11 protein-coding genes are annotated in these 13,119 nt (G+C 72.7%); 6 read left to right on the forward strand and 5 right to left on the reverse strand.

The window, feature by feature from the left end:
• Positions 1-67: 67 nt before the first annotated feature.
• Both N6H00_RS34510 and N6H00_RS34515 read left to right on the forward strand, forming a co-directional pair.
• Entirely contained in the window at positions 68-1,399 is a 1,332-nt protein-coding gene (locus N6H00_RS34510; RefSeq protein WP_268977232.1) for an FAD-binding oxidoreductase, read from the forward strand.
• A 65-nt stretch (positions 1,400-1,464) separates the two neighbouring features.
• A complete protein-coding gene (locus N6H00_RS34515) occupies positions 1,465-2,280 on the forward strand; it encodes an alpha/beta fold hydrolase (RefSeq protein WP_268975770.1) in 816 nt (271 codons plus the stop codon).
• A gap of 52 nt (positions 2,281-2,332) precedes the next feature.
• Here the strand turns inward: N6H00_RS34515 and N6H00_RS34520 are convergent, their stop codons facing one another.
• Positions 2,333-3,673 carry an MFS transporter gene (locus N6H00_RS34520; protein ID WP_268975771.1) on the reverse strand — a complete coding sequence of 447 codons (1,341 nt, stop codon included), beginning with the start codon at positions 3,671-3,673 and terminating at the stop codon, positions 2,333-2,335.
• Positions 3,674-4,009: 336 nt separating this feature from the next.
• On the opposite strand from N6H00_RS34520, the gene N6H00_RS34525 reads away from it, so the two are divergent.
• From N6H00_RS34525 to N6H00_RS34540, 4 genes are all read left to right on the forward strand, one after another.
• A complete protein-coding gene (locus tag N6H00_RS34525; RefSeq protein WP_268975772.1) occupies positions 4,010-4,705 on the forward strand; it encodes a GntR family transcriptional regulator in 696 nt (231 codons plus the stop codon).
• Positions 4,706-5,143: 438 nt separating this feature from the next.
• Positions 5,144-6,094 (forward strand): transketolase, encoded by a 951-nt coding sequence (locus N6H00_RS34530; RefSeq protein WP_268975773.1) that lies wholly within the window; start codon positions 5,144-5,146, stop codon positions 6,092-6,094.
• Positions 6,091-7,095: a transketolase family protein gene (locus N6H00_RS34535; protein WP_268975774.1), complete on the forward strand. Its 1,005-nt coding sequence runs from the start codon at positions 6,091-6,093 to the stop codon at positions 7,093-7,095. Before N6H00_RS34530 ends, N6H00_RS34535 begins: the two co-directional genes overlap by 4 nt.
• Before the next feature lie 205 nt (positions 7,096-7,300).
• Positions 7,301-7,960, forward strand: coding sequence for a YceI family protein (locus N6H00_RS34540; protein ID WP_268975775.1), 660 nt, complete (start codon positions 7,301-7,303; stop codon positions 7,958-7,960).
• 30 nt (positions 7,961-7,990) lie between these two features.
• Here N6H00_RS34540 and N6H00_RS34545 read toward each other — a convergent pair whose 3' ends face one another.
• From N6H00_RS34545 to N6H00_RS34560, 4 genes are all read right to left on the reverse strand, one after another.
• Complete coding sequence (locus tag N6H00_RS34545; protein WP_268975776.1) at positions 7,991-9,367, reverse strand: class-II fumarase/aspartase family protein; 1,377 nt, start codon at positions 9,365-9,367, stop codon at positions 7,991-7,993.
• Positions 9,368-9,375: 8 nt separating this feature from the next.
• On the reverse strand, positions 9,376-10,788 hold the full coding sequence (locus tag N6H00_RS34550; protein ID WP_268975777.1) for a cation:dicarboxylate symporter family transporter: 1,413 nt from the start codon (positions 10,786-10,788) through the stop codon (positions 9,376-9,378).
• Positions 10,789-10,891: 103 nt separating this feature from the next.
• Positions 10,892-11,617 carry a GntR family transcriptional regulator gene (locus N6H00_RS34555; RefSeq protein WP_268975778.1) on the reverse strand — a complete coding sequence of 242 codons (726 nt, stop codon included), beginning with the start codon at positions 11,615-11,617 and terminating at the stop codon, positions 10,892-10,894.
• A 93-nt stretch (positions 11,618-11,710) separates the two neighbouring features.
• Entirely contained in the window at positions 11,711-13,108 is a 1,398-nt protein-coding gene (locus N6H00_RS34560; protein ID WP_268975779.1) for an FAD/NAD(P)-binding protein, read from the reverse strand.
• Between the last annotated feature and the right edge of the window lie 11 nt (positions 13,109-13,119).

Genomic DNA, 13,119 nt, shown 5'->3' on the forward strand with positions numbered 1-13,119 from the left:
TTCGAGGACAAGGCAGGGACCGGGCGTGTTGATCGATGATCTGCGGCAGGAGCTGCCGGACGGCCGGATGGTCGAGGACCCCGGCGTCGCCGCCGGATTCGTCCACGACGAGGCGGAGTGGGCGCCGTACGGCACACCCCTCGTGGTGGTGCGGCCACGCACGGCCGAGGAAGTGCGTGCCGTGGTGCGCGCCTGTGTACGGCACGGTGTTGCGCTGGTCACCCGGGGCGCCGGCACCGGCCTCTCCGGTGGCGCCAACGCCGTCGACGGCTGTGTCGTGCTCTCCACCGAGTCCATGGACACCATCCACGAGATCGACCCCGTGGAGCGCCTCGCCGTTGTCGGACCCGGCGTGGTCAACGACGACCTGCGAGCCGCCTGCGCCGAGCACGGGCTCTGGTACCCGCCGGACCCGGCGAGCGCGCCCTGGTCCACCATCGGCGGCAATGTGGCGACCAACGCGGGCGGGCTGTGCTGTGTGAAGTACGGCGTCACCCGCGACTATGTGCTCGGCCTGCAAGTGGTCACCGGCACCGGGGAGCTGGTGCGGCTCGGCCGCAGGACCGCCAAGGGCGTCGCCGGGTACGACCTGGCCGGGCTGATGGTCGGCTCCGAAGGCACCCTGGGAGTGATCACCGAGGTCACGGTGCGGCTGCGGCCCCAGCGGGAGGCGGAGCGCACGGTCGCCGGATACTTCTCCTCGGTCGTGGCCGCCGGCCGCGCGGTCGCCGCCATCGGGGCCGCGGGGCTCACCCCGTCCGCGCTGGAACTGATCGACCGGCACTGTCTGGCGGCGGTCGACAAGTGGAAGAACATGGGGCTGTCCGTCGACGCGGACGTGGTGCTCCTCGGGCGTACGGACGCCCCGGGTCCGGCCGGCGCCCAGGAGGCCGAGCGCATGCTCGCCTGTTTCGAGGAGGCGGGCGCCACCTGGGCCGCGCAGTCCACGGACCAGGAGGAGGCCGACGCGCTGTTCTCGGCCAGGCGGCTCGCCTATCCGGCGCTGGAGCGGCTGGGCCCGGTGCTCACCGAGGACGTGTGCGTGCCCAAGGCGGCCGTACCGGAGATGCTGGCGCGCATTGAGCGCGCCGCCGCCCGGCACGACACCCTCATCGCCAACATCGCGCACGCCGGTGACGGCAACCTCCATCCGCTGCTGATCACCCAGCCGGGCGACACGGCGGCCCGGGAGCGGGCCCAGGCGGCGTTCCACGAGATCATCGCGGACGCGATCGACCTCGGCGGCACGGTCACCGGCGAACACGGTGTGGGCCTGCTGAAGCGGGACGGTCTGGAGCGGGAGCTCGCACCGGCCGTCCTGGACATGCACCGGGCGGTCAAGACGGCCCTCGATCCGCACGGCATCCTCAACCCGGGCAAGGTCATCACCCGCGGCTGAGCGCGCGGCCGGTCCGCCGCCGCGCGCACCGAGGACACCCGACGCCCGAAAGGCGAGAGACCCCTATGGCAAGCACCGACCTCCCGCAGCAGGTCAGCGGCCACGCCCGCGCACTGGACGGCACGCTCCTGGCCTACCAGCACCAGGGCACCGGACGGCCGCTGGTGCTGCTGGCCGGACAGGCCAACAACCACCACTGGTGGGACGGCATACGGGCGGACTTCCATGACACGCACAGCACCCTCACCCTGGACTGGCGCGGCACCGGGGAGAGCGGAAAGCCCGATGTGCACTACTCGACGCGGGGCCTGGCCGAGGATGTGATCGCCGTCCTGGACCATCTCGGCATCGAACGCGCCGACCTGTACGGGACCTCCATGGGAGGACGGGTCGCCCAGTGGGTCGCCGCCCGCCATCCGGACCGGGTCCGGCGGCTCGTCCTCGGCTGCACCTCACCCGGCGGGCCACGGGCGACGGAGCGCGACACGGCGGTGCGGCGCTCCCTGGCCCAGGCCGACGCGCGGGCGGCGCGGGAAGCGCTGACCGACCTCATGTACACCCCGGCCTGGCGGTCCGGACACCCCGGGCCCTATACGACCCTCGGCGACCCCGGTATGCCCCCGCACGCCCGCCGGCGCCACCTGGTGGCCAGCAATGAACACGACGCCTGGGACGCGCTTCCGCTGATCGGTGCGGACACCCTGGTCCTGCACGGCGTGGAGGACCGGCTCACCCCGTCGGCCAACGCTCCGCTGCTCGCCTCCCGTATCCCCCGGGCCCGTACCCACCTCTTCGAGGGCGCCCGGCACGGCTACTTCGAGGAGTGCCGCCCGCAGGCCGGGGCGATCGTGTCGGCGTTCCTGGCGGAGCCCACCACATGATCGGGTGGCGGGCGGGCGCGCCCCGGGGCGCCCAGCCTCCACGAGATCTCCCTCAGGAGGTGTCCGCCCACCGGGACGCCCCGGAGTGGGCGTCGGGTACGCGCTGCCCCCGGCCGGTCGCCGTGGTGTCCGCGCGCGGGGCGAGCCGCCCGCGCAGGGACACCACCGTCAGCAGGGCCGACGCCGTGCCGATGAGCGGCACCGTGAAGGCGGCGCTCGCGCCGAAGCCGTCCGCCAGCTGTCCGGCCGCCGTCACCGCCGCGGCCTGCCCCAGCGCGACCGAGCCGGTCAGCCAGGTGAACGCCTCCGTCCGGGACGTGGCCGGGACCAGGGTCTCCACCAGGGTGTATCCGGTGATCAGCGCAGGTGCGATACACAGCCCCGCGAGCAGCCCGAGCCCGCCCAGCGGCAGTGGCGTGGGCGCCGCCCACAGGGTCGAGCAGACCAGCGCCAGCGCGGCGTAGGAGGCCAGCAGCCGCCGCTGCGGGGAGGTGCGCCAGGTGATGGCGCCACAGGCCGCGCCCGCGAGCATGTTGCCCGCCGCGAACACGCCGTACAGCACACCGTTCAGGCCCGGCCGGTCGTGCTCCTGGGTGAAGGCGGTCAGGGCGACCTGCATACCGCCGAAGACCGAGCCGATGCCCAGGAAGACCACGGCCAGGACGCGCACACCCGGTACGGACAGGGCCGAGGCGTGCCGCTCCCCTGGGTCCGCCCGCCCTGGGGCCGGCGGCGGTGCGGTCCGCCGCTGGGCCGCGAAGAGCAGCCCGCCCACCAGCGTCAGCGCGGCCTCCGCGATCAGGCCGGACGCCGGGTGCACACCGGTGCTCAACCCGGTGGCGAGCACGGGGCCGATGACGAACGTCAACTCGTCCGTGACCGACTCGAACGCGGCCGCGGTCGCCAGCAGCGGATGGCGCCCGGGGCGCGGTCCGGACCCGTCCGGGGCGCCGCTGCCGAGGACGGCCGCCCAGCGGGCCCGCACCATGGGCCCGATCTGCGGAACGGAGGCGCCCGTCGGCACCGCGGCGGCGATCAGCGCCCACAGCGGCGCGTGTGCCAGCGCGAGCACGGTCAGCAGGGCCGCGGCCGCCGCGTGGCTCAGCACGCCTGGTACCAGGACCGCGCGCTGCCCGTAGCGGTCGGCGAGCTTGCCGCTCTGGGGCGCGAACAGCGCCATGGCGACGCCGGTGACGGCCGCGACCGCACCGGCGACGCCGTAGGACCCGGTGGTGTGGCGCAGCAGCAGCACGATGCTGAGCGTCAGCATCGCGAACGGCTGCCGGGCGGCGAAGCCGGGCAGCAGGAAGGTCCAAGCGCCCGGTGTGCGCAGCAGGTGCCGGTAGCCGGCGCGCGGTACGGGAGGGGGAGTCGGGGAGACCGCGGGTGCCACGGCCGATGCCTTTCCGCCGCCTGGTAGCGCACTCCGGCCGGCATGGCGGAATGCGCCGAGAGCTGTCCTCTCGCGCGGGACCGGGGTAGATACCGGGTCCGCGCCGACAAGGGCGGAAGGACCGCGGCCGCCGAGCGGTCGCGCCAGCTCTGCGTCAGGCAGAGTGGTTCGTTGCTTGCGGCGACATCGTACCGGGACGCCGCCACCTCGCCGGTTGCCGGTGTGCCGCGCGCCGGGCCGACGCCGCCCGCTCGGCCGCGGGTCGGTGCCGACTGTCAACAGGTGACACGTTTCCGACTACTATGATCGCTTGTGGAGCAGAAGGAGGCCCCGTCCGTGACCGGTCCGAGCCTGGCCAGTCTCACCCGTTCGATGACCCTGCGGGAGCGTGCGCTCGTGGCGTTGCGGACGGCCATCACCAGCGGCCAGTACCGGCCCGGTGACCACTTGGGCGAAGTGGAGATCGCCGAGCGGCTGTCGGTGAGCCGCGGGACGGTACGGGAGGCGCTGCGCCACCTCCAGCAGGAGGGACTGGTCACCCCCGGGGCGCGCGGCATGCTCCGGGTGTCCCAGCTGACCCCGACCGAGGTCCGGGAGCTGTTCCAGGTGCGCGAGGCCCTGGAGGGGCTCGCGGTGACGCAGATCATCCAGTCCGCGCGCGGTCCGGAGGCGGCGCGGGCGCTCCGGGAGGCCCTGGAGCGGCTCCAGGAGACCGTCGATGCCGCTGTGGACCTGAACGCGAAGGTCGAGGCGGATCTCGCCTTCCACCTCCTGCTGTGCGAGCTCTCCCGGAACTCCGTCCTGCTGAAGACCTGGCGCCAGCTCGAGGGCCCCATCCGTGTGGTGATCATGAGCGCCGCGGGTGACCGCCGCGAAGTGGCCATGTCCGCCTCGAGCCATCTGCCGGTCGTGGAGGCGATCGAGCGTGGGGACGCCGCGGCGGCGCAGCGGGTTCTGCACGCCCATATGGCCTCGGCCGTCGACCAGTTGGGCATCGGCAGCGGCGGTGACCGCGAAACCGGGAGCGACTGACCCGCCGCCCCTCCCTCGCCCGCACAGGCCCACCGGGACATCCGGTGGGCCTTCTGGGCATGCGCTCCCGTCCTGACGAGCCGACCGTCCCGGCCGCCCGCGGCGGCCCGTACCGGCGCGGCTGAGCAGGCTTTTTCCGCCGGAGGGGTTGACACTCCCGGTTTCACTCCGCAGCATCGAGGTCGACTGTCAACAGTCGGCAGCCAACAGAGAGGAGGTAGGGGATCGCCACCGCCCTCTCCTCGGCCGTCGGCTGGGTGGGGCCCCCAGCCCTCTTCAGCCGCTACGGGGTGCCGGGACTCGTGGCGGCGCTGCTGACCCGCGAGACCTGGGCGCACGGGAGCGGCACGAGGCCGACCTCGCGACGAGGGGGACCGCCGCCGCGGCCACGCCCGCGCCCCAGCTCCGCCGACACCCCACCGAGAGGAAGGGACCGACATGACCTCCACCCCGTCCACCGTCCTGGGAGCCGCTCCGCCGGCTCCGGAGCACACCACCCGGCAGGAACGGATCCGCGCCCTGCGGGACTCCGCCTACCGCATCCGGATGCACGCCCTGAACATGGGCGAGGTCCAGGGACAGGGCTACATCGGACAGGCGCTCGGCGTGGCCGACGTCCTCGCCGTCGTCTACAAGGACGTCCTCGACCACCGCCCCGACGAGCCCGACTGGCCCGAGCGGGACAGGCTGCTGCTGTCCATCGGCCACTACGCCATCGCCCTGTACGCGGCGCTCGCGGAGGCCGGTGTCCTCGACACCGGGGAACTCGCCACCTACGGAAGCGACGACTCCCGCCTGCCCATGTCGGGCATGGCCACCTACACCCCCGGCATGGAGATCTCCGGCGGCTCCCTCGGCCACGGACTGGGCATCGCGACCGGCATGGCGCTGGGCCTGCGCTACCGGGGCAGCGACGCCCGCGTGTACAACCTGCTCTCGGACGGTGAGCTGGACGAGGGCTCCACCTGGGAGGCCGCGCTGGCCTGCGCCCACCACCGGCTCGACAACGTCACCGCCATCGTCGACGTCAACGCCCTCCAGGCGGACGGCCCGACCGCGGGTGTGCTGCGCACCGAGCCCGTCACGGCCAAGTGGGAGGCGTTCGGCTGGCACGCGATCCGGGTGGACGGCAACGACGTCGACGCGCTCGTCACCGCCTTCGACAGCCTGCGCGAGCACCGGGGATCGCCGTCGGTGCTCATCTGCGACACCAAGGTCGGCCGCGGGGTGCCGATGCTCGAGACCCGCGAGAAGGCGCACTTCATGCGGGTCGAGGAGCACGAGTGGCAGATCGCCCGCGAGCAGCTCACCCAGAACCACGAAGCCGGCCGGGCGGACGGACCCGACGGCCGGAGCGACGCCACTGAGGGAAAGGGACCCGCCGTATGAACACCCCCGCCGCCACCGCGCCCCCGGCGCGCAAACTCACCACCTCCGCGATGATCGCCTCCATCGCCGAAGAGGGACAGCGCACCACCAAGGCCCCCTTCGGACACGCGCTGAACCGGCTCGCCGAGGAACGCCCCGATGTGGTCGGCCTCTCGGCCGACCTGGCCAAGTACACCGATATGCACATCTTCCGGGACGCGCACCCCGAGCGCTTCTTCCAGATGGGCATGGCGGAACAGGCGATGCTGGGCGCGGCCGCCGGACTGGCGGAGGTGGGCCTGACGCCGTTCGCCTCCACCTACTCGGTGTTCGCCACCCGCCGCGCCTACGACTTCCTGTGCCTGGACATCGCCGAGCCCGGACTCAACGTCAACGTCGTGGGCGCCCTGCCCGGACTGACCACGGGCTACGGACCCAGCCACCAGGCCACCGAGGACCTGGCCATCCTGCGCGGCATGCCCGGCCTGACGATCGTGGACCCGGCGGACTCGGTCGACATCGAGCAGGCCGTCCCCGCCCTGGCCGCCCACCCCGGGCCCACCTACACGCGGCTGCTGCGCGGCGCCGTGCCCACGGTCCTGGACGAGTACGACTACCGGTTCCGGCTCGGCCGGGCCGCCGAACTGCGCGGCGGGCGCGATGTGCTCTTCGTCTCCACCGGCCTGATGACGGTGCGCGCCCTGAGCGCGGCCACGGAACTGGAGCGGGACCACATCGACGTCGCGGTCCTGCACGTCCCGACCATCAAGCCCTTCGACAGCGACACGGTGGTACGGGAAGCGGCCAAGGGACGGCTCGTGGTCACCCTGGAGAACCACACCCTGGTCGGCGGCCTGGCCGAGTCCGTGGCCTCCAGTCTGGCGTACGCGCAGACCACGGCGCGCATCGTGCCGATCGGACTGCCGGACGCCTTCCTCGCGGCGGGTGCCCTGCCCACCCTGCACGACCGGTACGGCCTGTCGGTCGCGGCGATCAAGGAACGCGTGCGCCGGGAACTGTGACCCGGGCCCACCCCGTCATCGCCTTCCTCGCCCGGCCCGAGACCGGGTATGTGACGGGTGCCACGTATGACGTCAACGGCGGCTCCCGCATACACTGACCGCCCGTCACGGACCGTGCCCGAGAGGCCACTTATCGAAGGTCCTTGCGAATCGACCTTGATCAAGGGTTGCGTCACCCCCTCCAGCCAAAGTAACAACGGGTGGCATGAACTTGTTCAGCCGTACCTCCCGCCGCACGGGCGCCGGCGCCGCACCGGTGGTACCTTCTCCCCGTGCGGCGTCCGGCCGCGCCGTTTCGCCCGATCCCGGCCTCGAGGCGCTCACCGGCGAGTGGATCGTCGACCCGGCGCACAGCCGGATCGGGTTCTCCGTCCGGCACGCCATGGTGACCACGGTGCGTGGCGCCTTCACCGAGTTCGAGAGCCGCCTGTACTTCGACGGCCGCGACCCGCGCCGCTCCCGGGCCGAGGTCCTGCTCTCCACCGCCAGTGTCGACACCGGTGTCGAGCAGCGTGACGACCACTTGATGGGCCGCGACTTCCTGGACGCGAGAACCTACCCGCACATCCGGTTCCTGAGCACCGATGTGCACCTCGCGGGCCCGGACCTCTACCGCATGGCCGGGGATCTCACGATCCGGGACGTCACCCGCCCCGTCGTCCTGGAGCTCACCTATATCGGACATGTCACGGACCCCTTCGGCTACCAGCGGGTGGGCTTCGACGGCACCACCACCATCAACCGTTCCGAATGGGGCCTGACCTACAGCGCCAAGCTGGCGGAGGGCGGCGCCCTGGTGAGCGAGAAGGTCCGCCTCCAGTTCGACATCGCCGCCATTCGCACGGCCCCCGACCCCGGCTTCTGAGGAGCCCCCGCCGGGGGAGGGGCGCCACCGTCAGCGAGGCGTGCGGCCGCCGCCCTCGCGGTCCAGGGCACGGACCACATCGAGGGTCATCGTGGTCGCGCTGCCCAGGTAGCGGGCGGGGTCGCACAGTTCCCCGATCCGCTCGGCGCCGATCTGATCCATCAGCGTGGCGTGCGCGCGCAGTTCGGCCTCCAGTGTGGTGCCGGTCTCGATGGCGGTGCGGCAGGCCTCGTAGACCACGTCGTGGGCCTGCTGACGGCCCAGAACGGGCGCGATGTCCATCATCACGGCTTCGGCGACGATGAGCCCGCCGGTGAGGTGGGTGTTCCGGCGCATCCGGGCCACGTTCACCTCCAGACCGGAGAGCATGAACTCGGCCTGGTGGAGCGAGCTGGACAGGAGCAGGAAGGCTTCGGGCACCGCGGCCCACTCCAGGTGCCAGGGGCCGGTGGCGCGTTCGAAGTCCTGCATCATCGCGTCCAGCACGGTCGAGGACTTCTCCCGCAGCAGCTTGGCGGCGGCGAACATCAGCTCGCTGGAGATGGGGTTGCGCTTCTGCGGCATGGTCGAGCTGGCCCCGCGTCCGGGGACGAAGGGCTCCGCCAGCTCCCCGAACTCCGAGGAGCACATCATCATCACATCCCAGGCGATCTTGCCCAGGGAGCCGCCGATCGCGGCGAACAGCGTGACCAGCTCCACAAGCCCGTCCCGTGCCACATGCCAGGTGATCGCGGGGTCCCGCAGCCCCAGCTCGGCCGCCAGCACGGCACGCGTGCGAAGGCCCTCCGGCCCCGGGCCGAGCGAGGCCAGGGTTCCGGCGGCGCCGCCGAACTGCACCATCAGGGCGCGTCCGCGGGCCTGCTCCAGCCGCTCGGCGTGCCGGTCCAGGGCGGAGAGCCACACGGCGCAGCGGTAGCCGAAGGTGACGGGGAGGGCGTGCTGGAGATGGGTGCGCCCGGCGGTGACGGTCTCGGCGTGCTCCTCCGCGAGCCGCTGGAGCGCGCGGCGCACCCGGTCGAGCTGGTCCTGGAGCAGGGCGACGCCGTCCTTGCACTGGAGCATCACCGCGGTGTCCATGATGTCCTGGGTGGTGGCACCCCAGTGCAGATAGCGGCCCGCGTCACCGCACTGGTCCGCCACCTGCCGGACGACGGGCAGGACCGGATAGCCGACGATCTCCGTCTCGGTGCGCAGCCGCTCCAGGTCGAGACCGTCCAGACCGGCCTTGGCGGTGATGTCCTCGGCGGCCTCGGCGGGGATGATGCCGACCTCGGCCTGGGAACGGGCGAGAGCGGTCTCGGTGTCGATGATGCGCTGGACGTAGGCGGTGTCGCTGAAGATCTCGCGCATGGCCGGGGTGCCGAACATGTCGCGGAACAACAGGGAGTCGAAGACGGTACTGCTCATGTGCTGGTTCACTTCCCGGTGGTGGGGCTGGTCGGGGCGGGTTCGGACAGGGCGACGCCGTCCGGCCGGGAGGCCGTCCGCGGCGCGGCGGGAGCGTCATCGGGTTCGGGCTGGGCGAGGAACGCGGCGGGATCGGCCAGGGCGCGCCGCACCGTGTCGAGGTCCATCTCCTTGCACCACTTGGCCAGGACGAAGGTGGCGACCACATTGCCGAAGGTGTTGCAGAACGCGGTGGCCATCGACATGAAGCGGTACACCCCGAAGAGCACGGCGGCGCCCTCGACGGGGAGGTTCCCGGTCGCCGCCACGGTGGAGGCGAAGACCACGAAGGTCCCGCCGGACACGGTGGCCGCGCCCTTGGACGTCAGCAGCATGATCAACAGCAGCCCGAGCTGTTCGGGGATGCCCATCGGGATCCCGTAGGCGTTGGCCACGAACAGGGTGCAGATGGACATGTAGAGGGAGGTGCCGTCGAGGTTGAACGCATAGCCGGTGGGGACGACCAGGCCCACGGTCTGCTTCGAGCACCCGGCCCTGGTGAGCTTCTTCAGCAGTCCGGGCAGGGCGGCCTCGGAGGAGGCCGTGCCCAGGACGAGCGTCATCTCCACACGTACGTAGCGCAGGATGCGCCAGACGCTGAACCCCGCGAGCAGGCAGACCAGCCCCAGCACGCCGAACACGAAGACGGCGACGACCAGCCAGTACTCCAGTACGAGCTCGGTCAGGGCCAGGAGCATCTTGCTGCCGCTGGTGCCCACCGAGTAGGCGATGGCGCCGAAGGCGCCGATCGGGGCGAGCTTCATGACGACGTTGACGAAGCCGAAGAACGCCTCCGAGACGACCTCCAGACCGGCGTTGATCCGGTCCTGCATCCGCGGCTTGAGGGACAGCACACCGATACCGAACAGCACGGCCACCACGACGACCTGGAGCAGCTGGCCGGAGGAGAAGGCGCCGACGAAGTTGTCGGGGACGATGTCCCGCAGGAAGGCGGTGACCCCGTGCTCGCCCTGGTCGGCCGAGGGCGCCTGGGCCGCGTCGGCGCCCGGGGCGAGCGCCCCCGCCCCCTCGCCCACCCCGAACAGGTTCGCGGCCGCCAGGCCGAGCAGCAGGGCGAGGGTGGAGACGGCCTCGAAGTAGATCAGCGCCAGGAAGCCGATGCGGCTGGCCTTCTTCAGGTCGCCGGCGGAGGCGATGCCCATGACGACGGTGAAGAAGACCAGGGGCGCGACCCCCGCCTTGATCAAGGCCAGGAACAGGTCCCCGACGATCTTCAGGTCCGCCGCGAAACCGGGGAAGGCGAAACCGACCGCGATACCGAGGACCATCGCGATGACGACCTGTGCCATGAGCCCCCGGTACCAGCGGTGGCGAGCCGGTGGGGGCGAGGTGGCGTCCAGTAGCTGCTCCTGAGACCTCATGCGGGCACATCCTTGTCTAGACATGAGTTGTGTCTAGACAAGGATGCTCGCAGAAACAGGTGTGTCAAGAGGTGTTCACATGGCGGGCGGCGGCCGCCGGCCGTCACTTGCGCTGGAGAACCGTCTCGTAGACGAAGCGGTCACCGGCGTGGGTGCTCACCGCGACCTCGAACAGCGCGCCCGAGGCGTCGTAGTAACGGCGTACGAACTCCAGCCCCGGGCTGCCCGGTTCCACCCCGAGGTGTGCCGCCGCCTCCGCGGGCACCCCCACCGCCCGGACCCGCTGGACCACCCGCTCCACGGCCCGGCCGGTACGGGCCTCGATCAGATCGGCGATCAGCTGGGGGCTGCCCTCCAGATCGCCCGCGACCGCCTTGGCGTCCCCCGGCCCCAGATACACCCGGGCCCAGGAGACGACCTCACCGGCCCGGCCGGGGTCCCGCCGGGTGGAGGTGACACACACCTGCCTGGACCCCTCGGCCAGGTCGGTGACCGTGGCCAGGGCGGCGTCCACCGTCACGGGTTCGACCGACAGGATGCCGCGCACGGCCGACTCGCCGTACTGGGTCAGGTCCTCGACGCTGCCCAGCTGGGCGGTGAACTCGGCCACCGGCGCCAAGCGTTCCACCCGGGTGCCGGTCCCCGGGTGCCGGGAGATCAGACCGGCCACGTCCAGACGTTGCAACGCCCGCCGCAGCGTTTCCCGGGAGACGCCGTACTCGGCCGCCAGCTCGGGCTCGGTGGGCAGCAACTCCCCGACCGGCCACCGCCCGGCGGCGATCTTCCGCATGAGATCGCCGGCGATCACCACATACCGCGGCTCCCGCACGACGCATCTCCTCGGCTGCTCAGGTCCTGGCCATCGAAATCCTAGAGCACCGCCGGTCGGGGCCGGGCAGCCGGCACCTGCCCCCGCGAGGTCTCACGCCCGCGTGCCCGACGCCGCCACCGGGGCGTCGGCCAGCGTGTCCAGCACGGCGGTGGCCACCTCGGCGGCCTGGGCCCGGATCTCCGGAATCGCGGTGCTCTCCCACAACTCCCCGCGCCGGGTGGCACCCAGCGTCCACAGCGGTGCGTCCGGCCCGTCGGCCGGTCTGACCCGCCCGTCGGGGTGGGTCCGCAGGCCGAGACCGAGCGGCCCGGGTGCGGCCAGACCCGCCGCGAACAACTCCCTCAGCAGGGGGTCCGCCATGCGGCGGGCATCGGTCTGCGGGCCCGTGCAGTTGACGACCGCGCCGACGGTCAGGGCCCGTCCGTCGGCGAGGCCGATTCGCAGCCCGCCCGTGGTGGCGGCCGCCTCGGCCACCCTTCCGGCCCGTACCGACAGCCGTCCCTCGGCCAGACACCGCGCCAGCCGGTCCGCGGTGGCGGGTGCCATGCGGTGCCGGTGCACCTCCCACCGGCGGGCCTCCTCGCCGACGAACCTGGCCCGGTCCGACTCCGGCAGCCGCTGCCACAGGGCGGCGGTCAGCGGTCGCAGCCCGTCGATGGCCGGACGCCAGTCCCCGTGGCCGCGCCGGGTCCGGGCCACATGGCGCAGGACCGCGCGGCGCAGGGCGTCCAGACCGGTGCACCCGGTGAGACCGTCGGCGGGTGTCACGGGGGCGGCGGGGGCGGGGGCGTGGCCCTGGGGGAGCAGGCCCGAGCGGGACACGGCGTGGACGGTGCGGCCGGACCGGGCGAGGGTCATGGCGATGTCCACCATGGTCAGCCCGGTGCCCACCAGCAGGACGTCCCGCTCGTCGGGGACGTGGTCGAGCGCCCCTGGGGCCCAGGGGTTGGCGATGAAGGCGTCGGAGTCCCGCAGCGCGGGCGGTGCCCAGGCGACGGACGGCGGGTGGCTCCCGGTGGCCAGGACCATGGCGTCGACGGTGAGTTCGCGACCGCCGGCCGTCCGCAGCGTCAGCCGCCCGCCCGTGCGGACGGCCCCGGCCACCCGGTCCCGCACCCTGACCACCGTCCCCGGTGCGATGGCGACCCGCTGTTGGAGATGGTCGGCGAGGTAGCTGCCGTAGAGGTGGCGCGGGGCGAATCCGCCGGGCGCCATCCGGCTGTCGGCGCGGCCGCTCAGCCAGCGGACGAAGTCGTCCGGGTCGTCGGCCGTGGCGCTCATCCGGGCGGCCGGCACATTCAGCAGATGGCGGTGGTCGGTTGTGGCGTAGGCCGGTCCGCGGCCGGTCGTGGCCGCCGGGTCGATGAGTGTGATCTCCAGTGGCCGGCCACGCCGGGCGGCCACCTCCAGCAGGCGGGCGGTGATGAGAGTGCCGGCCGCTCCGGCGCCGGCGACCGCGACGCTACAGTGCGCCTCTCCACGGGTCATGGGCGAGCCCC

Origin of the sequence: Streptomyces sp. S465 (assembly GCF_026898115.1) — a bacterium.
GTDB classification, from domain to species: Bacteria; Actinomycetota; Actinomycetes; order Streptomycetales; family Streptomycetaceae; genus Streptomyces; species Streptomyces luomodiensis.

Bases quoted from the DNA above. Each gene is read 5' to 3' on its own strand.
- N6H00_RS34510 (WP_268977232.1), top strand. From the start codon at position 68: ATGGTCGAGGACCCCGGCGTCGCCGCCGGATTCGTCCACGACGAGGCG.
- N6H00_RS34515 (WP_268975770.1), top strand. From the start codon at position 1,465: ATGGCAAGCACCGACCTCCCGCAGCAGGTCAGCGGCCACGCCCGCGCA.
- N6H00_RS34530 (WP_268975773.1), top strand. From the start codon at position 5,144: ATGACCTCCACCCCGTCCACCGTCCTGGGAGCCGCTCCGCCGGCTCCG.
- N6H00_RS34535 (WP_268975774.1), top strand. From the start codon at position 6,091: ATGAACACCCCCGCCGCCACCGCGCCCCCGGCGCGCAAACTCACCACC.
- N6H00_RS34540 (WP_268975775.1), top strand. From the start codon at position 7,301: ATGAACTTGTTCAGCCGTACCTCCCGCCGCACGGGCGCCGGCGCCGCA.
- N6H00_RS34545 (WP_268975776.1), bottom strand. From the start codon at position 9,367: ATGAGCAGTACCGTCTTCGACTCCCTGTTGTTCCGCGACATGTTCGGC.
- N6H00_RS34550 (WP_268975777.1), bottom strand. From the start codon at position 10,788: ATGAGGTCTCAGGAGCAGCTACTGGACGCCACCTCGCCCCCACCGGCT.
- N6H00_RS34560 (WP_268975779.1), bottom strand. From the start codon at position 13,108: ATGACCCGTGGAGAGGCGCACTGTAGCGTCGCGGTCGCCGGCGCCGGA.